The 25,352-nt window shown below is 41.8% G+C and carries 15 protein-coding genes and 1 tRNA gene; 2 read left to right on the top strand and 14 right to left on the bottom strand.

Annotated elements, in window-relative coordinates; translation table 11 throughout:
* Window positions 1–61: 61 nt before the first annotated feature.
* Entirely contained in the window at window positions 62–1,054 is a 993-nt protein-coding gene (locus HXT56_RS02295) for a cation diffusion facilitator family transporter (protein WP_421778527.1), read from the bottom strand.
* Window positions 1,055–1,451: 397 nt separating this feature from the next.
* On the opposite strand from HXT56_RS02295, the gene HXT56_RS02290 reads away from it, so the two are divergent.
* A complete protein-coding gene (locus HXT56_RS02290; RefSeq protein WP_421778339.1) occupies window positions 1,452–2,378 on the top strand; it encodes a hypothetical protein in 927 nt (308 codons plus the stop codon).
* Window positions 2,379–2,698: 320 nt separating this feature from the next.
* On the opposite strand, the gene HXT56_RS02285 is transcribed toward HXT56_RS02290, so the two are convergent.
* The 12 genes from HXT56_RS02285 to HXT56_RS02230 all read right to left on the bottom strand — a co-directional run bounded on the left by HXT56_RS02285 (window position 2,699) and on the right by HXT56_RS02230 (window position 20,325).
* On the bottom strand, window positions 2,699–2,941 hold the full coding sequence (locus HXT56_RS02285; RefSeq protein WP_421778338.1) for a hypothetical protein: 243 nt from the start codon (window positions 2,939–2,941) through the stop codon (window positions 2,699–2,701).
* Window positions 2,942–3,124: 183 nt separating this feature from the next.
* Window positions 3,125–3,427: a hypothetical protein gene (locus HXT56_RS02280; RefSeq protein ID WP_421778337.1), complete on the bottom strand. Its 303-nt coding sequence runs from the start codon at window positions 3,425–3,427 to the stop codon at window positions 3,125–3,127.
* Between the two features lie 185 nt (window positions 3,428–3,612).
* Window positions 3,613–8,691, bottom strand: a complete 5,079-nt coding sequence (locus tag HXT56_RS02275) for a type ISP restriction/modification enzyme (RefSeq protein WP_250309372.1) — start codon at window positions 8,689–8,691, stop codon at window positions 3,613–3,615.
* Window positions 8,692–8,972: 281 nt separating this feature from the next.
* The gene (locus HXT56_RS02270) at window positions 8,973–9,560 is read right to left on the bottom strand and encodes a hypothetical protein (protein ID WP_250309371.1); all 588 of its coding nucleotides are present in this window, start codon (window positions 9,558–9,560) and stop codon (window positions 8,973–8,975) included.
* A gap of 249 nt (window positions 9,561–9,809) precedes the next feature.
* Window positions 9,810–9,893: transfer RNA gene (locus tag HXT56_RS02265), tRNA-Leu, on the bottom strand.
* A gap of 67 nt (window positions 9,894–9,960) precedes the next feature.
* On the bottom strand, window positions 9,961–11,712 hold the full coding sequence (locus tag HXT56_RS02260) for a DUF501 domain-containing protein (RefSeq protein ID WP_421778526.1): 1,752 nt from the start codon (window positions 11,710–11,712) through the stop codon (window positions 9,961–9,963).
* A 77-nt stretch (window positions 11,713–11,789) separates the two neighbouring features.
* Window positions 11,790–12,266 (bottom strand): FtsB family cell division protein, encoded by a 477-nt coding sequence (locus HXT56_RS02255; RefSeq protein WP_250309370.1) that lies wholly within the window; start codon window positions 12,264–12,266, stop codon window positions 11,790–11,792.
* Between the two features lie 126 nt (window positions 12,267–12,392).
* Window positions 12,393–13,307, bottom strand: a complete 915-nt coding sequence (locus HXT56_RS02250; protein WP_421778336.1) for an L-lactate dehydrogenase — start codon at window positions 13,305–13,307, stop codon at window positions 12,393–12,395.
* A gap of 196 nt (window positions 13,308–13,503) precedes the next feature.
* Complete coding sequence (eno, locus tag HXT56_RS02245) at window positions 13,504–14,799, bottom strand: phosphopyruvate hydratase (RefSeq protein WP_004106847.1); 1,296 nt, start codon at window positions 14,797–14,799, stop codon at window positions 13,504–13,506.
* A gap of 179 nt (window positions 14,800–14,978) precedes the next feature.
* Entirely contained in the window at window positions 14,979–18,596 is a 3,618-nt protein-coding gene (mfd, locus tag HXT56_RS02240) for a transcription-repair coupling factor (protein WP_421778335.1), read from the bottom strand.
* Complete coding sequence (gene pth, locus HXT56_RS02235; protein ID WP_116711642.1) at window positions 18,586–19,185, bottom strand: aminoacyl-tRNA hydrolase; 600 nt, start codon at window positions 19,183–19,185, stop codon at window positions 18,586–18,588. Before pth ends, mfd begins: the two co-directional genes overlap by 11 nt.
* A 138-nt stretch (window positions 19,186–19,323) precedes the next feature.
* Window positions 19,324–20,325 (bottom strand): ABC transporter substrate-binding protein, encoded by a 1,002-nt coding sequence (locus HXT56_RS02230; RefSeq protein WP_421778525.1) that lies wholly within the window; start codon window positions 20,323–20,325, stop codon window positions 19,324–19,326.
* Window positions 20,326–20,758: 433 nt separating this feature from the next.
* Between HXT56_RS02230 and HXT56_RS02225 the strand changes: the two genes are divergently transcribed.
* Complete coding sequence (locus HXT56_RS02225; protein ID WP_421778334.1) at window positions 20,759–21,550, top strand: ABC transporter permease; 792 nt, start codon at window positions 20,759–20,761, stop codon at window positions 21,548–21,550.
* Window positions 21,551–21,685: 135 nt separating this feature from the next.
* Here HXT56_RS02225 and HXT56_RS02220 read toward each other — a convergent pair whose 3' ends face one another.
* A complete protein-coding gene (locus tag HXT56_RS02220; protein WP_421778333.1) occupies window positions 21,686–25,294 on the bottom strand; it encodes a UPF0182 family protein in 3,609 nt (1,202 codons plus the stop codon).
* Between the last annotated feature and the right edge of the window lie 58 nt (window positions 25,295–25,352).

Below are 25,352 nucleotides of genomic sequence, written 5' to 3'. Positions count from 1 at the left end.
AGTACCAGTTAAATGGCAGGCAAATTGCAACTAAGTAGCAACTACTAAATGCGTCAAACCATTATTCGTGATGTTCCGAAGCGCTGGAAGTCGTGTAGCCTTCAGGCTCCAACTGGAAAGTGGTGTGAGAGACAGAAACCGGGAAATGCTCACGCAAACAATCCTGAAGTTGCGAAAGCACCTGAGCACACTGAGCCATCGTCATGTTTGGTTCCACAACCACATGCGCCATAAAAATTGGCATACCAGTAGAAACAGTGCTAGCGTGCAAATCGTGAACTGCAAGCACGTGAGGCACATGCTCTAAATGCTCGCGAACCTTATCTAAATCAAGTCCTTCCGGAGTTTGTTCAAGAAGAACCTTAACAGCATTCTTAAGTAACTTTAACGCGCGCGGAATCATAAGAATAGCAATAATTGCGCCGGCAAGAGCATCAAATCCCGCCCAACCAGTGCTCATCGTCACAATTGCCGAAATCACAACCGCCACAGAGCCTAAAGCATCGTTCATAACCTCAAGGAAAGCTGCACGCATATTCATGTTGTCTTGCGATTGAGACATAAGAATTACAAGAGAAGCGAGATTTGCAGCAAGACCGAGGATACCGAAGAAAAGCAGCTGATTGACATCGTGAATACCCTGATGGCCGCTGCCAAAAAGACGCATACCAGCCTCAACTAAAGCATATATGCCAACAAGCAGCAAAATAAGCGCACCAGCAGCGGCAGTAATAACCTCAAGACGAGCCCAGCCCCACGTGCGCTTGCTGCTTGGGCGGCGGCGCATAAGAATTGCCGTAACCGTTGAGGCCGCAAGAACGGAAATATCCGTAAGCATGTGGCCGGCGTCAATAAGAAGCGACAGAGAATTGGTAAGGAAAGAGCCGATTACTTCGGCAAAAAATACGATTGAAGTAAGAGAAAGAGTAAGGATGAGACGATGCTGATGGGCGTGACTTGCGTGAATTTCGGCTGCTTGAGAAGCTGCGTTGGCGTTGTTGGAGCTTGCGGAGTTTGCGCTGGCGTTGTTGGAGTTTGCGCTGGCGTTGTTGATATTTGCGCTGTGCGTAGTTGCGTTCGCGCTACGTAACTGTGAATTTACGTTTGTAGTTTGATTAGCACCATTATGATTATGCACTTCTTGGCCTCCCCTAAAATATTGAAACGATATTATTTCTCAATATCATTCGCATTTTGCCTTATACGCAATGAACCCCAGCCGAAGCCAGGGTTCAAAATTGCTAAATATTTCACATCTATAACTATGTAATCACACGCTGTCAACATAAGCGAAAATAAGTGCAACTTACTCAAATTTTGTTAAATATAACTCGCTCAAATTTTATACAGAATAAAACGCGCAAATAAAAACACAGCTAACGCAACATACGTAATAACAATCAAATAGAATGTAGTATAACCTAGCTTGCGAAACTACAGATAGGAAACTTATGAGCAAGAAGATTACGCGTGTGACGAAGCATAAAGCTACAACTCGCTCCATTTTAAATACTATTTTAGGCATATTTATTACTCTCGCAATGTCAGCGTCACTATTTGCTGCTCCCGAGACAGCGTATGCTGGAGAAAATAAAGTAAACTCTTGCATTACGGCAACTCAAAAATCCGACAATAGTACCAAAATAATTGTCGCAGGTTCTTGGTTTGACGGAGTTAAAAACTTTTGGAAATCGGTTTTTAAAGATAAAAATAAAGACGGGAAAAAGGATGAAAAAAGTGACGAAAAGGGAAAGAAGGACGAGAATTCAAAGAAACACATCGAAGTAGTAGACGAAGACGGATTAACGGCAGAAGAACGCAATAAAGCAAAATCCGATAACAAAAAGTCTAAGAAAAAGCAGACACGCAAAAAGAAGAAAAATAGGAAAAATCAAAAAAATAGGAAAAATAGGAAAAATAGGAAACGCAAAAAGAAAACTACAACGCGTAAGCGCAAACGCGTTAATCGTAAAAGAAAAAATAGTGTAAAGAAAGTATTACGTTCTAACACTAATCGCAATGCCGGCAATAGTGGCGATACTGGGAATAATGGCGATACGAGTAAAAACACAGGCAATGATCCTAAACAAAATCAAGCACCTGCTCCCGCACCGGCACCACAACAACAACAGCCGCAGCAACAACAGCAGCAACAGCAGCAACAACAACAGGTTCAAACTCCTGCTCCAGCTCCTGCTCCTGCTCCAGCTCCTGCTCCAGCACCTCAACAACAGACGCCACAAAATTCCGGCGCAATGGTTGTTCATCCAGGCGCTTTCTGCAACTCAGGACCGGGAGTAGAAGCCGTGTCACCAAAAGGCGTGCCTATGGTTTGCAGCGACACTGGCGAAGGGCGCACTCGCTGGCGCAGGCGATAACGCAGTCTACGTATTGCGCGAGTAACGAAAAACTGTTGTTTTCTCAGTTTGTTAGCTGAGTTTTTAACAGTGTTTGGCTAATCAGTGTTACTAGCTCAGTTTGTTAACTGAGATATTAACGGTGTTTGGCTAATCAGGGGTAAACTGAAAAGTGCGTTTAAAAACACGAGTTTTTGTTGAAATACCAAGGAAAACTAAGTGCGTTAAGCTAAAAAGGAAGCTGGTCATTCCCCCAAACCTACCCTTTTAAGGGTCAAGGGTAAGGGGGAGCCCCAGCTTCCGCAAAAAGTATATCAAATAATACAAACGTAAAAGAATTATTACTTATTAGACAAACCTTCATCGTCACTACTATTTGCTTGACTAGACTTAGAATGAGGGCTTGCATTCAAAATCTTTTCCTGCTCCTTCTGATAAATCAGAGACTGAAGAATCCTTGCTCGCATTTGACGCTGCAAACGCTCTTGCGACATTTTCATTGACTCCTGACGCATCTGCTCCACATTCTTCGCTGGATAAATACTTGGAAACATTTGAAGACCGTTCATTATCATTAAGCCCATTACTAACCACTACCCCTATAAATTAAATTATATTTAAATCAGCTATTACATTAACGCTCTTCATTAATATGATATCGTAACTTTATTCTAAACTCATGGAGCATTATAAATAGAATGAATATCTATTACTCTGCACAATCACAAAATTACATGCACACAAAACCGTGTAAACGCAAAAACAACTCACGAAATATTACTAGTAATTGATATAGTGTTTGAATCATAATCTTTATTATGATAACCATTGCACGAATTGACCATAAAGACAAGACAGAAAATAGCAAGCAATAAAGATAATACAAAGCGACCATAAGATTTGGAATTCAATTCATCAGATTTATTATTATCGCTAAGCAAACGCTCATGAACATGAGGTTCAGAATTCCAATCATCAGTTTTCTTACAACCACTAGGTGGCATCCTATGAACCTTAACTGGCATATATCCTGTTAAACATTTTTCTGAATCAATTTTTTCGCCTATCAATACATTGCGCTTACGTTTTTTATCAACTTTATTTTGAACGTGTAACGTAGCTTTGCAATCCTTAAGTAGGAATTTTGTAACTTATTAATGAAGAGTGTTGGATCATTCGCTTCTATACAAATAATCCAACACTATAATCATCATACATACTCAACAAGTGCGTTTATAGCCAAATAATTCTACAACTAATTCCACGCATCTGGCCAGCAATCTGGCTTATTAGTGATTTCGTTAATTTTTGGCAAACCGTCAATAATGTTCATTGTTTCTACGCTAACGCGAACTACCTTTTTAACCAAATCAACAATATAGCGCGGATTATCGTAAGCTTCGTTTGGATTTCGCACAATCCCAGTCTTCTTATCTACAGCTACTTGATATCGCTCAATAAGCCATTTGATTGCACTTTTACCGTTTACAACATACCTGTATGCTTGCAAAGGAATATTTTCAAGCACAAGATTTTGAGATACTTGCAATACCGTTAAATCGTCCTCTTTTTTGCCAGTTTCTGGATTAACGATTTTTCGAGGATACTTCATTCTGATTGTTTCGCCAGGATTTTCACTGTCTCCTACTTCGCGAATATCATCCCATGGCTTAACTTTTTCATAGTTTAAGTGCAATTTAGCGAGTTTTTCACCAGCTTTTTTGAAAGCTAAGAAGTTTTGAGCTAATGGAATTCGAGGCAAGTCTTTTTGCAAATTATTAGCAAAGCGACTGCGATAATCCGAGCTGTGTAAAACTCCGTAAACATAGTAGAAAATGTCTTCTTTAGTAATAGTTAGACCAGAATATGCTGCTTGGAATACTGCTAAACCTTCGTCTGTAATTGCATCGTGACGCACGTAGCCAGATTTATTTTCTTCAACATTTGTGCTGAAAAGATCTTGATCTTGGCACACCTTTTCGTACCAATAAAGTGGGAAGCATTGTGCTCCAGCACTTAACGAATTCAAGTCAACTATTGTGTTTGAAATAAAACAGTTGAATCCACTATTACTTTTACCTGGAACACAAATCACCATATTTTCAGCACAAGAGGAAGAGTGTTGCTGACATGTCATTTCGCGCGCATTTTCATTATTAGCATATGAGGATATATTGCGGTTGCTGACATGTCCTTTCACCCGATTGTCTTCGACAATCGGGAAAATGCGCGGTTGCTGACATGTCCTTTCGTTCATGAACGAATCGAAATACAACCAAGACTTAGTAAAAGGTCTATACATTCCTTGCACGCAATGTTCTGGAACGTACGGAATATATGTACCTTTTTTAGCATAATCCTGTACTCTTCTTGACCAACTATATTTTGTAGTATCTTGCGGAAGTTGATTACTGTTATTTTGCAATTCTTTCATTGCATTATTAGTATTATCAATTAAAGTTCTTACGTTATCTTGCAACTTCAATAAAGACATATTCCAAACCCAAGCATCGCGATTGGTTGCAACTCCAAGAGAATACATCTTAAATAATCCATCTGGCATTTTGTCAGGCTTATTAACCAATCCCATAGGAATGAAGCCATCAAAACTGCTATCACGCTTATTTAGCCAATCACCATGCTCATCTTCATTAAGAATCTGCCACTGCGGATCTTCTTTAACAGCATCTTTAAGAATTGTAAATTTGTCTTCTCTAGTTAAATAATCACCAATATCGCAATAATGAATAACGCCATGCTCTGCAGAATTAGTATTCTTAACAAGCATTGTTATAGCAATAGTTGCTCTAGAACCTGAAGCAAAGATTTTTCCGCCTTCCTTACGAGATTCTTCACCTTGAGTTCTTTGATTACCACGTAAGTTATATACATAAATCGAATTGAATTCTTTGCTTATAGCTTTTCGCATTCCAGCGCCACTAGCACTAGTAAGCCAACCACCATTAGAAACAAAGCATATAACACCATTATCTTCAATACGATCACTCGCCCAACGGAAGGCACGAATATAATGGTCATACAACTTACCATTTAGAGATGCATTACTAAGTTTCACATACGTTTCTTCAATGCGTTTATCTAAATGCTCATACTTAGTATTTTGATTACCAGTATTATCTTTATCCCCAGAACGGTAAGGCGGATTACCCACAATAACACGAATAGGCAAATGTAATTGATGTTCAACGCGCTCAGTATTCTCCGAAAAAGTAGTAGTATCAATCGGATCATCCGGTTCATACATTTGGAAAGTATCCGCAAGAAGCGCACCAGCAAACGACTTATACTCTCCACCAACACGCGCGTGATACGACTGCTCAATATTTACATCCATAATCATAGAAGCCAAAGGAACAATCTCATTAGAATGCAAATCATGCTCATATTTGTACGTTAAATTATCTAAAGGAATAAGCGACTCATCTTCAATAAGACGACAAATATACGTGCCAGTACCAGCAAAACCATCCAACACGTGCACATCACGGTTTCCAAGGCTTAAGCCAAACTCGCGCTTAAGAGCACGATTAACCATGTGAAGCTGAGCATCAACCACTTCAACAGGCGTATACACAATGCCAAGCTCATTAGCCATCTCATTAAACGCAACAGAGAAAAAGTCGTTATAAATTTCTTTAACAAGATTCTGACGAGCCGAATCCTTAACAACTTGAGAAGCTTGCATCTTAACAGAAGCATACAAATCTTGCAGTTTAGAATCACCTAAATCCCTTGGCAAACCAGCAAGATACAGGCTTTCTAAAGCGCGATTCATACCCTTAACAATAGGATTATTCTCAATAACACTCGGATTATTAAACAAGCTTTCAAAAATCGGGCGCGTAATCTCATGCTGAGCTAAAACACTTACAGCTTGCTCTCTTGAATAATTAGAATTAAGGCTATTGCGCAAACCTTGTAAGAACCTGTTAAATTCTTCAACAGCGGCACCAGATTCCAACATTTCATCAATCGCTTGCGCGCGAGCAGTAGTAACTTGGGCAACATCCTGAGTCCACTCATTCCAATACACCTTAGTTCCACATTTGCGCACAATTTGAGCATTAATTGAGCGACTCAAATCACGTAAAGAATCAATTTCAAAAACGCCTTGAGTAGCGTTAATAGAACCATCATCTCCATAACAAGCATGGCATAAATCATCACCTTGTGCATCTGAGCCAATAAGATGCGAGTTACCATTTTTATTAGCTTTAGCAACATTTAGCGCATCAAGTTTATTGCGTACACTCTCTTCGCCAAGAACATCGACTTCAACAATATGATTAAGCGCATCGGTGTCTCCTAATGCAGCAGCATTAATCTTGGCTTCCAAACGCTCATCATGGCCTCGAAGAGCATTAACAACTCTCCACACAATCTTATAAGCATCACTACTTGCTAAAGCCTCGCTAGGGTCTACCCCACTAGCAACAAAAATAGGCAAAATAATATAACCAAATTCTTTACCATCTGCTTTACGCATTACTCTGCCAACGCTTTGAATAATCTCAACTCTGCTCTTACGTGAGCTCAAGTAAATAATCGCGTCTAAAGCAGGAACATTAATTCCTTCCGCCAAGCAACGCGCATTAGAAAGAATATGACAAGAACCATCTTCTGCAGCTAAAGCTTTAAGCTTTTTCTCGCGAGTAGAAGAATCCATACTTCCATCAACATGATCCACTTCAAATTTAGTGTTTCCAGAAGCATCCAAAAGAGCATCACGTTCAGCAGCATCCTCTTCGCCAAGAGCTTTAGTATAAGCTCTAATAACTCTCTGGAATTCATTACTAAGCTGCTTCGAAGCCTTGATGCTGGAGGCAAAAGCTATAGCATGATGTAAAACGCGTTTAGCATCATCGGAACTCTGAATAGCATGTTTGCCAATATTTTTCAGCTCATTTGCATGACGACGATCAAAAAGGGCTTTCCAAATGCCAACAAATTTAGCCTGATCATCAACTTCAATTGACGGGCCTGTAGCCAAATGTTGCTGCATACTCTTAGGCAAGGCATCTTGACTTATTTGCATAACAACAATCTTGTAATCAGTAAGAATACCTTTTTCAACAGCCTTACCAAAACCAAGGTGGTAACACATGCGTCCATATGTTTTTTCATCATCCATGCTGGCAATAGTCACAGCACCTTCAAGACTAGCTGCACGTTTAGCGCTAGTATCATAAATTCGAGGAGTTGCAGTCATATACAATCGTTTTGAGCATCGCAAAAAATCGTTATCATGAACTTTTTGGAAGTAGCCTTCATCTTCACCAACCAAGCCAGTTGTACGATGAGCTTCATCACATATAACTAAATCAAAATCAGGTAAGCCTTGCTCTTGAGCGTCATGTAAAACTTGAATCGACTGATACGTACTAAACACCACATTAAGAGCATCAGGCTTGGGCTTAAAACGATGAACTAAAGTATAAGCATTAGTAGTGGCTGGAGACGGAATATCGCTGATTTGACCATAATTATCTTCTCTATCGATATTCGATGCTCCGCCATCTGAGCAAACAACATACACATTGATTTTTTCACGAACTTGGTTTACCCAAGACTTCATTGTTTGACTTACCAAACTAATAGATGGTGCTAAAAACAGCACTGTTCCAAAACCACAAAATTCTTCTGCAAAACGCAAAGAAGTCAAGGTTTTACCAGTACCACAAGCCATTACAGCAAGCGCACGATCATGATTTTTTAACTCTGCACTAATAGCATCAATAGCTTCACGTTGATAATCGCGAGGCTCATTTACTTTTCTAGCATGCGAAGGTTTTCCATTGAGATAAGCACGCCAGTCAATATTTGAACAGCTTATAGTCTCCTTATCAATATGAACTATATCAATTCCATCAGCAACACTTTTATTAATATATTTTCTAAGTTCGCTAGTAATTCCAGGAGCAGTATCTGCAATAATATAGTGATTGTATTGTTTATCTGCTAAAGCGTTAGCAAAGAACGTACTTAAATTTTCATTGCTTAGCTTTTCTTTGTAGCATTTTGCTTGAATTGCCCAATACTCTCCATCCGTATCTTGAGCCACAAGATCTATGCCAATGTCTTTGCTTCCTGGATTGGTTGGAGAATCGTTCCACATCCAAACATTTGTAAATCTACTTTTCCACTCTGGACTTGTTTGCAAGAAGTATCGAACAGCAAGTTCCCAAGATGTGCCCTTTTGATGCTGGTCTACTGAAACTTTAACAATATGACTTATAACATCATCTACTGTGAGATTTTCGTTATTAATCTCATCATTGAGATTGTAAGACTTAGCGCTGGCATAATCAGTCATGGTACTCCCCTGCTACATATAGTCACTAAAACACTATAATCATAAAACTGTTACGATTTTATTCCATTTATTAAAATTACGAAATACTGTAAGTAGCAAACTGGTTGAGTTATTGAATTTTTTATATTAACCACGAATATTAAAGCAAGGGTTATAGCCATAAATATCGCAGGAGCCGGCGCCCAAGATACTCAGGCAATTCCGGCTCCAACTTCCATATCCTCCGAAGAGATAGGCAATAAATTCATTGTATCAGTATGTGACAATATTGTCACATACTTTTAAGCATGGTAGATATTTTTTACGTGAACATTTTTGAATTTTTGGATGAGATTTACCGATATAGGATCTTCACATTTATTTAATTGCTCCCCATAAAATCCAAGAATTTGATCTGGTATCCATAATCTTGCGTCATCTTTTCCGTTCTTAAATTCAATTTGTAATTTCTGTATCGTTTTATTTTTTATCAAATATTTTTGCAATACAAGATCTTTCGCATTTTGGTGTTTTTCTCTTGACTCAAGAATTAGTAAATTTACCTTATATTGGGATTCCAATGTTTGTAGTAAAGTTTCCATGCATTTTCTTCTTGCTCTTTCAGGTTTCAAATTTAGGTAATTTCGTGGCATGGAAATGATAATATGTTGTAAATCTAAATCTTCTATAAGTTGTATAGATTTTTCTTTTTCACGCATTGTCATATCGCGCCAATGCAATTTATTAACATGTTTCTTTGTTGCATTTAATAGTTTATTCCTCACAACAAGCTCTGGAAAATTACAAATGCATGCGCATATGTGATACGCCTGTATACCAGATTTGCTGGATTTTGTACTTTCATCTCCCCAAGCTACAATTTCACTCATTTTTCCCCCACCAAAAACAACATTCTTCTTACTCTTAATGAAGCATTCTATTATAAATACTCAATTTTTACATATATTATTCCAAAATTGGCAATAACACTATAGAAGATTTTTGTGGTAGCAAGCGGCAAAAAGTGTGTTAAAACCCGGTTTTCGTTGAAATACCAAGGAAAACTCGCTGTAGTTAAGCTAAAAATTGTGTTAACCAAAAAGCGCCACACAGCCAAAAACTGTGCAGCGCTTTGTTTGTGCCTCCGGTGGGACTCGGACCCACAAGCCCGCAAGGGCGTCAGATTTTAAGTCTGATGCGTATGCCAATTCCGCCACAGAGGCAGCAATCACTTATTATGCCATATATCATTGCAAAGAACAAGCTCAGCGCGTGGCGAAATCACGCGCTTTACTTCTCCCCAAGCAGCCTACGCCCCAAATCAAGCGTAATGCCGTCAAGCAAACCGTGCTCACTGGCCACAAAAGTATCAAGCACTCCGCCGTGATCTTCATACGCTGCTTTTGCCAAACGTTCAAGCACGCGGCTCCACACCACTGCTCCACCGCCAACAACATCCACACGCCCTGGGTGAATTGTTGCGTACGTGCGTCTACGATCCCTGGCCATGCGCAAAAATCGGTTATTCACCGCATACGCCTGCTCCAATCCAATTCTTACACCGTCAACAGCTGTATGATCGTAATGCTTCAAACCCATCGTTAACGCAGCCATTGTTGTCACAGTGCCTGAAACACCAATTATAGTGCGCGTGCGTCCTGCTGGCACAACTTTAAGCGCCTCATCAATATGCTTGTCAACGTCGTCAATTGCTGCCTGAATTTCTTCTTCTGTAGGCGGATCCGTGTGTAAATGCCGCTCAGTCATACGCACCGAACCAACATTCATCGAATATGCTGCGGCAACTTTATGCGCCGGCAAACTGTCTCCATCCCCACCAAGCACCAACTCAGTAGAGCCGCCGCCCAAGTCCACTACAAGATACGGTGGCTGCAACTCGTCACGAGAAACCACGCTAGTTGCTCCAAGGAAGCTAAGAGCCGCTTCCTCCGTGCCACTAATAACTTCCGGACGAACCCCAAGCTCATCAATCATCATCTGCTCAAAAATCTCGCGATTTTCGGCATCTCTAGTAGCCGAAGTCGCCACGAAACGAATCGCATCAACAGGATGTTCCTTCAACACTTGCGCAAATTCATGGGCCGCAGCACGCACACGTTCTAATGCATCGTCTGCAAAACGATGCGTTTCATCAATTCCCTGCCCCAATCGCACCACACGAAGCATGCGCGGCACAATATCCTTAATGCCATGCTCTGAGACTTGCGCAATTTTCAAACGGATAGAATTTGTACCGCAATCAATTGCAGCTACAGTAACAGATTTTTCTGCAGCATTCTTTTCTGCACAATCTGCGCAATCCGCATCCTTGCCTGCATTCTTTTCTGCGGAATCCGCACAATCCGCATTTTCACTTGCATTCTTTTCTGCGCAATCTGTGCAATCCGCATCCTTGCGGCTACTTTTTTCTTCTACCACAACTTCCATTTCTGCAGCATCAGCATCATCGCTCCATGGAGTTGTGCAACGGCACACGCAAGGATCAAACTCATCTCGAATACGTTCCAGCACCATGTCACCAATAGGATTCACACCCTTGCCCATCACCAAGGTTTGCGCAAGCAAGGCGTGCAAGCATTTCACGCGCACCGGCATACCGCCTGCGCTCATTTCACTAATATGCTCTTCGCTATCCCCCAAAGTCACAGCTAGAGCGTGACGAAATTGCAAATAATACTTGTGCGCTTGCTCATATTGCTTTTTCACTGATTCGTCCGTCTGCAATAATTCGTTGAATTCTCTCATAAGCCCGTTCGCTTCTACATGAGACACCGCTTTTACAGCTTCAGGACTCGTTAAATAACAGGTCGTTGGGAATGGCGTACCGTCTTCCAAGCATGGCCTCGTGATAACAGCAAGCGGCCTGCCACAGATACAACGCGCACCAACTGCCACCATACCACGCGGGAACCTTCCAAGTTGCATTTCAACAATCGCACGTTCAGCATCGTTCGCGGGAGTGTTGAGTATATTTCGCACAGCTTCTTCTGGAGAATAAGTATTATCAATATTTTGTTGCATAGTAGTTGAGCTTTCTTGGCAATTCGCCATTGTTTTACTCCTGTGAAGCGTATGTTTGCGTAATTATATAGTCCATTTTATAACGTCGGCACATTGTCCGGCTTGTCAGCTTTATGCAGAGCATACAATAAATCGCTGTACCACGGCAAAACTGAATGATTCTTAGTTCCCCCATTTTCTTGAGCAAACGTGTTTGGTAGAGAACCAGTAACAGCTTCTGGATGTTCAACGCGAACGGCTTGCTCTCCTGGGAAAACAAAACCGAGACGATCACGAGCTTGCGCTGCAATATAAGCTTTATCTTTCCAACGTTCCACATTGTTGGTAAGCGTACGTTTTTGCTCTTGCAATGCACTTTCTTCACGCTGTAACGCGTGTAATTCCGCCAAACTTAAAGCATAATTACGAACCGTAGCAATACATTCAATTGAACCAATAGTTACTATTAAAATCATCAGTATGAAAACAAGAGGTCCCGAAAGTAGCTTGCGTTGACGCATAGTCGGCTTTGCTTCTTCCGCTACTGCCCTCGTACGATGCTTTCTTATAACCATACCCTCTAAATTACTTGATATATTCGACGTGCAAACGCAATAATAATGGCCAGTTACCTGCTAGTAGCTGACCATTATATTTGAAATAACTATTGAAATTAGTAAGCGTAAATTAAGTAAGTTAACTTACTTTACTTGTGCCTTACTTAAAATTGTATCTGCAGAATGCTGCAACTTTTGCAATTCTTCCTCAGTCAAATCAAGCTGGCACTGCTTAACAATACCTTCACGACCAACGATTGCTGGGTAGGAAAGATAAGAATGGTATTCTTCACGATAGTTAGAAACAGGCATCTGTTCCTTTGAATCAGAAAGCACTGCATCAACAAGACGAACTGCAGCGGCAGCAATACCATAATTGGTATATTTCTTTCCATAGAATACTGTGAATCCACCTTCGCGAGTTTCCTCGTCAATTGCATCCAAGTCCATGTTCTTTTCTTTAATAAGCTCTGTTATAGGCTGCTCAAAGACTTTAACAGTAGACCACGCAACAAATTGCGAATCACCATGCTCTCCCAAACTATAGCCCTTAACAGCCTTTGGATGCACGCCAAAGAACTTGCCTACTGCACGATGCAAGCGCGCAGAATCAAGCAAAGTGCCAGTTCCAATAATCTTTTCGTAAGGAAGACCAGTAGCTTCCTTGTAAAGCTGGCAAATAGCATCGCAAGGATTAGTTATATCAATCAAAACACCGTGGAACCCAGAAGCCTTAATCTTTGCACCAACTTCTGCAACTTCCTTACGATTATACTTAAGCTCTGCAAAACGATCTGGATGAGGAACATCTAAAAGCTTTATGTGACCTAAGGCACTTACGATTACCTCTACGTCTTTTAATGCTTCATAATCATTAACTGTAATATTAACGTTAAAAGGCACGTTATCCATTGAATCTTCAAAATCCAATGCGTCGGCATTCACCTTTGCCTCGTTTGCATCATAAAGATACAAATCATCAGCATGACCGCCAACAACAAGTTGATGCGCTACAGCGGCACCAACGTTTCCCATGCCTATAACAGCGACTTTTCTCATATGAAACATCTCCTTCCGTTTTAGTTTTCCATAAAAAATAGCACTATTTTGATGAGAATGAAAGTAAATTTAAGAAAATTTTTTGCGTGTTGTGACTTTTTCAAAAATATTTAATAAAAAAACGGCCAGCCGCAAACGCGACTGACCGTTAAATACTAAAGACTTAGTAAGTTACGAAAGTTACTTTACTAGAAAGTTACTTCATATACTTCTTGCAAGCCTTGAATGCGCTGTAACCAGCGTACTGAGCGGTAGAACCAAGCTCTTCCTCAATCTCAAGCAAGCGGTTGTACTTAGCAATACGCTCGCCACGAGCAGGAGCACCAGTCTTGATCTGGCCGGTGTTCTTAGCAACAGCAAGATCAGAAATGGTGGTATCTGGGGTTTCGCCAGAACGGTGGGAAACCATAGAAGTGAAGCCATTCTTGGTTGCAAGCTCAATAGCGTCGAGCGTTTCAGTAACGGAACCAATCTGGTTCAACTTCACGAGCAAGGAATTAGCTGCACCAAGCTCAATACCCTTAGCCAAACGCTTTGGATTGGTGACGAGCAAGTCATCGCCAACGAACTGCAAACGATCGCCAAGACGCTTGGTAATCTCTGCCCAATCATCCCAGCCTTCTTCCTGGAATGGATCTTCGATGGAAACGATTGGATACTCGTTGATGAGCTTCTCGTAGTAGTCAAGCATGTAAGCAGATTCGCGCTCTTCGCCATCGAAACGATACTTACCAGTTTCCTTGTTGTAGAACTCAGAGGAAGCAACGTCAAGAGAAATACCAATCTGCTTGCCTGGCTCGTAGCCTGCAGCTTCAATTGCATCCATGATGTACTTCAAGGAATCCTCGTTGGACTTCATCTTTGGAGCGAAGCCGCCTTCGTCGCCAAGACCAGTAGCCAAGCCTTCCTTCTTCAAAACATTCTTCAAGGTGTGATAAACCTCAACGCCAGCGCGCAAAGCATCGCTGTAGGTTGCAAAACCGTAAGGAGAAATCATGTATTCCTGAATATCGGTTGCGAAGTCAGCGTGAGCACCACCGTTCATGATGTTCATGTTTGGCACTGGAAGAATGTGGCCATTGGTACCGCCAATGTAGCGGTACAGAGGAAGCTGAGCGGACTCAGCAGCTGCATAGAGAGCAGCAAGAGAAACACCAAGAATAGCGTTTGCGCCGAGCTTGCCCTTGTTTGGCGTGCCATCGAGCTCAATCATGGTCTCATCAAGAGCGCGCTGATCAGTGGCATCCATGCCAATAACCTTAGGTGCGATCACTTCGTTGACAGCCTTAACAGCTTCCAACGTGCCCTTGCCCTGATAGCGGGACTTGTCACCATCGCGGCGTTCCCAAGCTTCAGCTTCACCGGTAGAAGCACCGGAAGGCACTAAACCAATACCCTGAGCGCCATCTTCGGTCTCCAAATAAACCTGAACAGTAGGATTTCCACGAGAATCCAAAATTTCGCGTGCATATACGCTTTCAATAGCTGCCACAACTACTCCTTTATACCTATGGGTTGTGATGACTCTTCCAAGATTAGTGCGTTTTATGGACGTTATATTGTGTTAGCTAGCATTTATGCCGTGAACGTTCACAATATCGCGAGTTTGTACATCGTACAACTAATCTATGCAACTAATTTATGCAATTAATCTGCAATCGTTTTAATTAACTACCAAGCTAAATCTTCAAGAAGTTGATGCACCCAGGAAAGTATTTCATGTTCGTCCATTGCGCTAGTTCCAAGTGAGGATTCAAAAGGAGCTGGAATGATGAGCATATGCGTAAGCGGACGGTATTGTGCGCCACGATAAATACGCTGCAAACGCATAAGAGAAGATTCCCGAGGATCAAAACCAATAACACGAACCGACTTACCCTGAGAACTAATTTGTGTAATACCTAACTTGCGTGCGTCAAAACGAATCTTTGCAACATCACACAAAGCGTCAAACGCTGCTGGAGGCTGACCAAAACGGTCAAGCAACTCCTCACGCAACTCTTGCAAATCATCAACGTTATTCGCAGAAGCAATCTTACGATAGGCTTCCAAACGCAACTTGTCTGACGCAATATAATCAACCGGAAGTGAAGCTTCAACAGGCAGATCAATAGTAACAGCCACAGCCTCAACGCGTTCCGGCTCCTTATATTTCTCAACAGCTTCCGAAACCATGCGCACATACAAGTCAAAGCCGACGCCCTCAATATGCCCACTTTGCTCATCGCCAAGCAAATTACCGGTTCCGCGCAATTCCAAGTCTTTCATAGCAACGTCAAAGCCAGAACCCAAAGCCGTATGCTGAGCAATCGTTGCAAGACGATCGTGAGATTGCTGCGTCATTGGTTTAGTTGGATCGTACAAAAAGTAAGCATAAGCTCGCTCACGACCGCGCCCAACTCGGCCACGCAACTGATGCAATTGACTTAAACCAAATCGGTCAGCGTGATCGACAATAAGCGTGTTCGCGTTAGAAATATCAAGACCTGTTTCAATAATCGTTGTGCACACAAGCACATCAATATCTCGATGCCAAAAATCACGAATTACAGAATCAAGCTGCTTTTCACCCATTTTTCCGTGCGCAATAGCAACTCGCGCATCCGGCACAAGCTCGTGAATTTTGTTTGCTACGGAACTAATATCCTCTACGCGATTATGCACGTAGAACACTTGGCCACCACGCAACAATTCGCGTTTAATACAAGCAGTAACCTGCGCATCTTCATACGCACCAACAAACGTAAGCACAGGAAGACGGTCTTCCGGTGGCGTAGCCAAAGTAGACATTTCACGAATACCGGTTACGGCCATCTCAAGCGTTCTTGGAATTGGCGTTGCCGAAAGACTTAATACGTCGACGTTTGTGCGCAGAGCTTTGAGTGTTTCCTTATGCTCCACGCCAAAACGCTGCTCTTCGTCAATTATAACTAAACCTAAATCTTTAAATTTTATGCTGGGATTGAGCAGCTTGTGTGTTCCAATTACCACATCAACACTACCGTCCGCAATTCCGGCAATCGTATCGTCTAATTCTTTCTTAGTTTGGAACCTGCTCATTGCCGCAACTTTTACCGGGAAGCCTTCAAAACGTGTAGTAAAAGTTTCGTAATGTTGTTGAACCAACAGCGTAGTTGGCACCAATACAACAACCTGTTTAGAATCTTGCACGGCCTTAAAAGCTGCACGCAACGCAATTTCAGTTTTACCAAAACCAACGTCACCACAAATTAAGCGATCCATCGGCATTGGTTTTTCCATATCTGCTTTTACTTCGTCAATTGTAGTAAGCTGATCAGCAGTTTCTTGGTAAGGAAATGCGTCTTCCAACTCTTTTTGCCACGGGGTGTCTTTACTAAATGCAAAACCGCGAGACTGCTGTCGCGCAGAGTAAAGTTTAATAAGATTTTCCGCAATTTCGTGAACATGCTTTTTAGCTTTTGCTTTAGTTGCGGCCCAATCCGATCCTCCAAGCTTGTTAAGTTTTGGTATTTCTGCACCAATATATTTGCTTACTAAATCGAGCTGATCGGTTGGAATAAATAATTTATCTGCAGGAGCGTTGCGTTTACTTGGTGCATATTCGATTACTAAATATTCACGAGTTGCAGTACCGCCCGTTACCGCGATATTTCGCTGTTTCATGCCAATAAAACGACCAATGCCATGCTGCTCGTGTACAACGAAATCGCCTGGCTTCAATTCCATTAAGTCGATTGCTTTGCGCCTGCGCTTTGGCGTTTTTAATTGCGTTGCTGTTGAAGATTTACCGGTTAAATCGCGTTCGGTAAGCACCGCAATTTTTGCAGCTTTATCAATAAATCCGTCTGAAATACTTGATTTTAACGTTGTGAAGTTATGTACACCTGTGGAATATATTGCTCGTCTTAAGCGAGCGAGTGTACCGGATGCTGCCGAAGTAATAGTTACGTCGAAACCATCGTCAATAAGTGCACTGATTCCGCCAGAAACTTTTGATTCATCACCGCGAAACTCTTGAGGCTCACAAATCGGCAAAGCAATATTTCCGTGAATAGCTTGGTCGACTCCGAAAGAAGTTAATTTCCAAACATCATGATCTGAAAATTCTAAAGCGGAAAGAGTTTCGTCAAAATCTAAGAAGTTGGCTTGATCGAAAGTAATAGGAGCTCCCGCCCCATGTCCGGAAGCTGCAACATGCCAGCTGGCTGCTAAGAATTCGTTGGCAGTAGCCGTAACATCTTCTGCAGCGCGGCGGCATTTTTCTGGATCAGAAAGCATAATAACGGCATGTTTTGGCAACATACTTTGCACTGATTGCATACGGTCGACAAGAGCAGGAATCAACGATTCCATACCCTCAACAGGTATAGAATTAGCGAGTGATTGCAACATGTCATCAGCGTTAGGAATAGACCCGATAAGAGAACGCGCGCGCTGACAAATCTTGTCAGTAAGTTGAAGTTCTCTGCAAGGAGTAGCCCACATACTTGCGATATTTGATCCGTAAGTACGTTGATCTGAAGCGTGAAACTGCTTCATAGTGTCAATTTCATCGCCAAAGAATTCGATGCGCACAGGATGCGTCATCGTTGGCGCAAATACGTCAATGATTCCGCCACGAACGGCAAACTCACCACGCTCCATAACGAGATCAACACGAGTGTAAGCATTCTGAACCAAGCGTTTCGTAGCACTTTGCAGAGATAACTCTTCACCGCAAGCAAAAACAAGCGGATCAACATCCCCAAGTCCTTCTACAACCGGCTGAATAAGCGACCTCACCGGCATAATTAACACTTGAATTGGCCCAAATAACTCACTGTTGTTCTCAGGGTGACAAAGACGACGAAATACCGCCATCCTACTCGCAACAGTGTCAGCTCGCGGAGAAAGACGCTCGTGAGGAAGTGTTTCCCAAGATTCCAATAACGCAATATCGCGAGGATTGCCCTGATACCAATCGCGAACAGATACAGTAAAATCTTCCGCATCGCGACTTGATGGCACGATAACCACAACCGGCGTATGTTTTGCCACTGCTGCAGTAAGCGCTGGACGAATTCCAAGAGGAGCTGTAACTGTTAATTCGTCATTCGCACCGCAACTTTTCTCAGCGCAATTCTTGCCATCGCCATGTTCACCTTCATTAGCACTGCTATCCTCATACAAATCTGAGTCATTGCTAACTAAATCTTGAAAAAGAGAGTCGTTAGTGCAAACATCGCTAAGAATATCGTCCAGCGCAATAACTGAGGGCTCATTTTCAGTATCAGACGACACTGTTTTCCTTACGCTCTTAACGGCCATTAAAATGCTCCTGCGTGGCCGCAAGCCCTTGGAAAATCACACTTTCTGCAGCGTCAGCACCGTCAGCTAAAAAGTTAGGAAGTTCAGATTTTTGTGCTCCGGCAAAACCACCAAGCACCCAATTTACCGTATTATCGTGCGCATGAGCACCACGCTGAGCGTGACCTACACCCATGCGAATGCGGGCATATTGCGGAGTTCCAAGAGAGCGATCAATAGACTTAATACCGTTGTGTCCGCCTGCAGAACCGCCAGCTTTTACTTTAATACGGCCAAAGTCTAGATCCATATCGTCGTGGATTACCACGATATGATCCGGCTCAATTTGATAATAAGAACTTATAGAAGCAACAGCCGCTCCGGAATCGTTCATAAAAGTTAACGGCTTAGCTAGGAAAAACTTGGCCATGCGTCCGTCGAGATTCATAACACCTTTACCGAGCTTTGCTAAACCTTTGTGGTCTGCAAGAGACACAGCCCAACGTTCTGCAAGCACATCCGCAACCATAAAGCCCATGTTGTGACGAGTTCCCTCATATTTTGACCCAGGATTACCTAAACCAACAACAAGCCAAAAATCTGACGCCATTATGCCACCATTTTCCCATTCGTATGTGTAATAAAACGACGAAAGGGGCGTATCGACCGCACTCATATGAGTATGCAGCTCTCGATACGCCCTTATATGCCTCGGTCTATTTTAGCAAGACTCAAGTCATTGAGTAAACTACTTCAAAAATTCGTCTGTAGTTAATTCTTTCGCCTGAGGCGTCTTATACGTAACTTTTCCGTGAGCATCCGTATAAGCACCTTCTTTACTCAAGAAATCGAAGTAAGCTTGAGCACCTTTTACATCGCTGGTGCCAAACACAAACTTTCCGCTCTTAATATCTGCACGATTGCCCCAGTATTGACCGTCAACAATCATCTTCATGCTTCGCTTAACGAATTTCACATCAAGATTAGCTTCCGGAGCTTCTTTTACCAAAATGCTTGCAGCTTCATCTGGATGATTATAAGCGTATTCATAACCGCGCTTAACTGCTTTAACGAAAGCGCGAACAAGTTTCGGATCACGTTTAACCGTGTTTGCATGAGTAATAATACCAATGGTATCTTGCTGGCCTGGCACACCGTAATCAGCTTCTTTGAAGCAATGCAACTTTGGACCATACATTTCCGCTTGTACACCTTCCCAAGTGCCATAAAAACCGCCGAAATCCGCCTTTCCGGATTCGAGCGTACGGAATGTGGAAGTACCAACTGTTACCTTGTCAAACTTGCCTTTTCCACCATCGTACTGAATCATACGTCGAATTACCGCGTCACCTTCCGCAGAACCAAAGGTTGCGAAAGTTCTGTTATCAAAATCTTTCGGGGAATGAATATTAGTGTTTTTAGCGAGAGCGCACCAAATTGCACTAGGCTTTTGTTGAACTTGCAAAACTTCTTTTAATTTCGCACCCTTTGTGCTGAAATCTGCAAGATTGGTAATGTTACTTAAAGCAAAATCGGCAGCACCAGAATCGACTGCATGTTCAGCACCGGTTTGAGAAACAGCCAAAATGTTTACGTGTAAACCAGCTTGATTAAACCATCCCATATGCTTTGCCACGTATACGCCAATATGATTAGTATCCGGTATCCATGACAGCATAAACGACACATTGCGAAGACTAGACTTATTATTTTGCTGACCGCCGTTCGAACCGCACGCACACAGAGACATAATGCAACACGAACTTATAAATACCGCTATTACGCGCATAATATTTTTATTAAATTGCAAACAAAAAGCTCGCATATTACGCCATAATTGACATGTCATGAGTTCCCTAACTTTCTTGAAATAACCGTTTTCTGGGAATGTGACACGAACTTGGCAGAAAACGGTATCAAGGGCCTAGCCCGCGCCGTTCAATGCCCCCGAAAATTAACACTTTCGGTTTGCCACACATTGACTCACGAAACGACTCGATTATGCTCTTATCGAAAGACAAATATGCGTAAATATGCGTAAAATGCTAGCATAGCCGCTACATACCAGCTATGTGATATTTTCATACAAGAAAGTTTATAAAATTTTATGTTGTTTGATTGGGGCAGCAGTCAAGCAACTCAGCCAAGCATTATGGCTTGCTTATTGAAAGGAACAATATTCCATGACGCACGCGCGTTGGAAAACACTACTGCACAATTACCTGCCAACCGTAATTTCTATTATCACATTGTTAATTGTTTGGCAGCTTTCTTGCGAGTTTTATAATATTCCAGAAAATTCTATTCCAACTCCGACAACTATTGCAAAAGCCACTTGTGAAGTGTGGCCGCAACTATGGCCTGCAACTCTTGCAACTATTAAAGAAACAATTATTGGTTTTAGTCTTGCCATTGTGAGCGGCATTTTACTGGGCGTACTTTTTCACGTATGCAAGCTGGTTCACGCAGCTTTGTTCCCCCTTCTTTGTGCTGCACAAACGTTACCACTTATTTCGATTGCCCCTCTATTTCTTATATGGTTCGGTTTCGAAATGTCTGGAAAAATAGTTATCGTAACTATTTTCAGCATGTTCCCTATTGCAGTTCAAACGATTAGAGGCTTGGATGCTGTACCAAGTTTTTATAGCGACGTTGCGTTAACCTGTGGAGCTGGTCGCGTTTGGACTTTATGGCATGTAAAGTTGCGCGTTGCAGCGCGACAAATTTTCGGCGGTATTCGCATTAGCGCAGCTTATGTGTTTGGTTCCGCTACAACTGCAGAATATCTTGGCGCACGTCAAGGATTAGGCATTTGGTTACAGGCTGCTTACAATTCGTTCCGCACTCCCCTTATTTTTTCAGCAACTTTAGTAATTATTGCTTTTACGGCATTGCTTATGGGAATAGTCAATATTAGTGAGCGTATGCTTCTTGGTCCGGTAAGTGACGACGAAGATCCTGATAACCAGCTTTAATCGCCGTTAAAACTCAGCTAATTAACTGAGAAATCAACACATCAATAAAAAAAATATCCGTTACTATCTCAGCACGAAAACTGAAATAGTAACGGAATAATAACTCAACAGTAACGGAATAGTAGCAAAATTCTATTACTTACTTGCTTCTTCTTTCATAGCATCGTTAATCGCATCGCTTAGCTCTTTTTGAGCTTTGCCATACGCTTCCCAATTTCCTTGACGCATTGCAGAGTCAGAATCCTTTAACGCTTGAGCAGCTCGCTTAAGAGCAGCCTTTACTTGAGGATTCGTAGCTTGAGTATTCGTAGAAGCTGATTGCTTTTGGGAAGGCTCACTTGTTGAACGATGAGTATTTGAATCTTTTTGATCAGCACCTGCAGCAGATTTGTCAACCTTTTCGCCACCAGATTTGTTGACGGCATCCCCTGCAGAAGCGCCAGAATTTCCACCAAATACCTGGTCAAGAGCCTCATCTAACGTGTCAGCAAAACCGACTTGATCACCAAATGCAACCAGCACTTTCTTCAACAACGGATAGCTTGTAGAACCACTCGATTGCACATAAACAGGCTCCACATAAACCAATCCGCCTCCAAGCGGCAAAGTCAGCAAGTTTCCGCGCTTAACTTTAGTAGAACCAGATTCAAGCAAATTCAACTCTTTAGACACGTTTGCGTTTGCGTTGAAATTATTCTGAGCCTGACCAGGTCCTGGAACATTAGAAACTTTCGGCAATTCTTGCAAGCGAAGCTTACCATAATTTGGACTAATTTTTCCTGGAGTATCTCCCGCGTCGGAATCTACAGAAAGGAATCCAGTCAAAATTTCGCGCGTAATTCTACCAGCAGGAATGTAGGTGGAAACAAGCGAGAATACAGGCTTCTTTGCGTCTCCAGTTTGTAAGGTCAAATAATATGGAGGTTGCAAAATATCTTCACGCTGAAGACTTTGCGATTCCGTAGGATCTACTGGAGTTTGCCAGAAGTCTTCTCCTGAGAAGAATTGACTTGCAGTGTCCACATGATATTTTGCAAGCAAATAACGCTGAACCTTAAACAGGCTTTCTGGGTAGCGTAAATGCTTCATTAAATCGCCGGAAATTTTAGAAATATCATGATAATGCCCTGGGAATATTGATTTCCAAGCCTTAATCACAGGATCCTTTGTATCCCATACGTACAAGTCAACCGAACCATCATAAGCGTCAACCGTAGCTTTTACAGAATTGCGAATGTAATTTGCACGCTGATTAGTCAAACCTTTAATTGAGCGAGATGTAGTAGTTGTGGAATCTTGGGTTATGTTACCAAAATCAGTCATCTGCGAATAAGGGTAGGCATCAGAAGTAGTATAGCCGTCAACAATCCACTTAACTCGACCGTCAACAACCGCAGGATAAACGCGCCCATCCAATGTCAAATATGGAGCAACCTTTGAAACGCGAGTCTTAGGGTCGCGATCATACAAAATCTGGGAATTTGCGGTAACTCTATCCGAGAATAGAATTTGATCGGATTCAAAACGAATAGCATGTAGCAGCTTAGAGAAGAAGTTGCCAACGCTTGGTCCACCATTTCCCTTAAACGTTGTTAAAGCACCATTTGAACCAGTTGGGTAATCAAATTCCCAAGGAGCAGTACCCTTTGGAGAACCAACGATAGAATACTCAGGAGCGTTTGGAGAGAAGTAGATACGAGGCTCATACTTTTGCAACTTCGTAAGCTTACCTTGCGTAGGAATACCATACTCCATAAATTGAGGCTGACCATCTGCAGTAACTTTGTTTCCGTAAGCTGCAACAATTCCGTAACCGTGCGTGTAAACAGTGTGATCGTTTACCCAGTTGCGATTATCATTACCAGCCAAATCTAGTTCTCGAGCAGCAATAACAGTATCTTGACTCACTCCGTCAATATCGTATTTGTCAACAGAAAGAGTGTCTGCAAAAGTGTAGTATTGCTTTGATTGCTGAAGCTGACGGAAAGTTGGAGAAGTAACTTGAGGATCCAAAAGCCTAATTTGTGCAGTAGATTCTGCTTCCTTTGCCAACGCGCCAGATTTACCTTGAGAAGTTGCGTTATAGGATTCTTTCTTTACATTATTTAACCCATACGCAAACTTCGTCGCATCAATATTATGCTGAATGTAAGGTGCTTCCATTTCCTGAGCATTAGGTGCCACCTTAAAACGTTGCAACAGCACAGGCCAAGCAAAAGATATAACAATTGAGCAAGCAATTAAAGAAGCCAAAGCAATTGTTGGAGTTTTCCAAGCTTTCACAGTAGTCTTGAAACGCTCAGCAATAGGAGCTTCTCCAGAGATTGCGTGAGATTGCATAAGCCAAAACGCAAGAACAGCACCAACCAAAACTGTTACAACTGCCATTACTATGCTTCCAGGCACTCTAGCATTCATATCAGTATATGAACCACCAGTAATACGCGAACCGTCAAGCGTTACAAAAGCAAACATGTCAACAATTTGTTGAACAGCGAAAGACAAAACTACCAGCATAAACCAGACAGCAATCTGTCTGCGAGCGCGCTTAGTAATACTTAGTATTCCTTTACCATTGATTGGAACCGTGAAGCGTATAGATCCCATAAGCACATGAGTAATAACAGAGAAAATAAGGGATATTACTAGCAGTAGCACAAAGGCGCTGATAAATAGCCTTAATCCGGGAAGTACGAATACGTAGAAGCCATTGTCAATTCCAAATTGTGGATCCTTAATTCCAAAAGGCTGAGCGTTAAACATAAGTAAAATTTGCACCCAGTGGTTGTAGAATTGTGAGCCGAAAATTGCGCCGACAATTAATGAAATAACACCTGCAACGTGTAGAGCAACCTTGGAACTAATTCCGTGTTTTAAGTCTATAATATTTCCGCGCACGCGAATATAAGATCCGTCTGCATTGCTCGGTCGCGCTTTAATTGCCAACGATGCCGACAAATAACCGAAAGCAGACATCAGCACAGCGTACAGCACCCAAACACCTACTTTTGCGGCCAGCTGAATCCAAATTACGCTTTCGAATCCGAGCTGCGCATACCACATGCAATCGGTTATAAACTTTGCAAGACCAAAAACAATTGCGCATATAAAAGCTATTGCTGCTACTATTGCAACAATAACCCAACGCCACTTTCTTGAACCGCCAATAAATTTACCTACATTAAACTCTAATCTCATAGAACGCTCATGCTCCTTATTTTTGGTAACTTTATCATCGTTTTTATTGCTATTACTATTATCGCTAATATTGCTAGTATTGCTTTCGCTATTTTCGCTATCTTCGCTAGTATCGCTATTTTTTGGCGAATCGCCTTCGTTTTCTAGTTTCTTCTTAGCTTCTAATAGATCAGTAAAGAGGTCACCGAGGTCATCATCGTCACTATAATAGTCTGCCCAATCTTTTATTTTTTTTGAGAACTTTGAAAAAGTCTTATCTTTGTTTTCACTATTAGGCTCATCTTTAGAAGCATCTTTAGTAACAACATTTGTATTGCTATTATCTTCATCAATGCTTTCTATAACTACATCTTGATCAATAGAATCATCCGCAGAAGTATCGGCAGAAGTATCGGCAAAATCATTATTTTGATTGCTCTTTTTCGTTCCGTCGCTTGAATAATCAGAACGCTTATGCACTTTAGTGTTTTTAGGTTTTTTAGCCAGATACGCACCAAAAGCAGCCCATGCAACGCCAATGATTATTTCTATAATGACTTTCAACATAAAGCTAATCGTACTATATTAATTATTCCCAATCTACTTGTTGTGTAATCAAAAATAA

This window comes from Gardnerella nova, from assembly GCF_049244055.1.
GTDB classification, from domain to species: Bacteria; Actinomycetota; Actinomycetes; order Actinomycetales; family Bifidobacteriaceae; genus Bifidobacterium; species Bifidobacterium vaginale_H.
The sequence above is the reverse complement of the archived record's forward strand: the minus strand, read 5'-3'. Positions and strand labels throughout refer to the sequence as shown.

What these genes read in the sequence shown, in the direction of transcription:
- HXT56_RS02275 (WP_250309372.1), bottom strand. Translation starts at nt 8,691, where the DNA reads ATGACTGATTATGCCAGCGCTAAGTCTTACAATCTCAATGATGAGATT.
- HXT56_RS02250 (WP_421778336.1), bottom strand. Translation starts at nt 13,307, where the DNA reads ATGAGAAAAGTCGCTGTTATAGGCATGGGAAACGTTGGTGCCGCTGTA.
- HXT56_RS02220 (WP_421778333.1), bottom strand. Translation starts at nt 25,294, where the DNA reads ATGTTGAAAGTCATTATAGAAATAATCATTGGCGTTGCATGGGCTGCT.
- pth (WP_116711642.1), bottom strand. Translation starts at nt 19,185, where the DNA reads ATGGCGTCAGATTTTTGGCTTGTTGTTGGTTTAGGTAATCCTGGGTCA.
- HXT56_RS02225 (WP_421778334.1), top strand. Translation starts at nt 20,759, where the DNA reads ATGACGCACGCGCGTTGGAAAACACTACTGCACAATTACCTGCCAACC.
- HXT56_RS02230 (WP_421778525.1), bottom strand. Translation starts at nt 20,325, where the DNA reads ATGTCTCTGTGTGCGTGCGGTTCGAACGGCGGTCAGCAAAATAATAAG.
- HXT56_RS02285 (WP_421778338.1), bottom strand. Translation starts at nt 2,941, where the DNA reads ATGGGCTTAATGATAATGAACGGTCTTCAAATGTTTCCAAGTATTTAT.
- mfd (WP_421778335.1), bottom strand. Translation starts at nt 18,596, where the DNA reads ATGGCCGTTAAGAGCGTAAGGAAAACAGTGTCGTCTGATACTGAAAAT.
- HXT56_RS02255 (WP_250309370.1), bottom strand. Translation starts at nt 12,266, where the DNA reads ATGGTTATAAGAAAGCATCGTACGAGGGCAGTAGCGGAAGAAGCAAAG.
- HXT56_RS02290 (WP_421778339.1), top strand. Translation starts at nt 1,452, where the DNA reads ATGAGCAAGAAGATTACGCGTGTGACGAAGCATAAAGCTACAACTCGC.
- HXT56_RS02270 (WP_250309371.1), bottom strand. Translation starts at nt 9,560, where the DNA reads ATGAGTGAAATTGTAGCTTGGGGAGATGAAAGTACAAAATCCAGCAAA.
- HXT56_RS02260 (WP_421778526.1), bottom strand. Translation starts at nt 11,712, where the DNA reads ATGCAACAAAATATTGATAATACTTATTCTCCAGAAGAAGCTGTGCGA.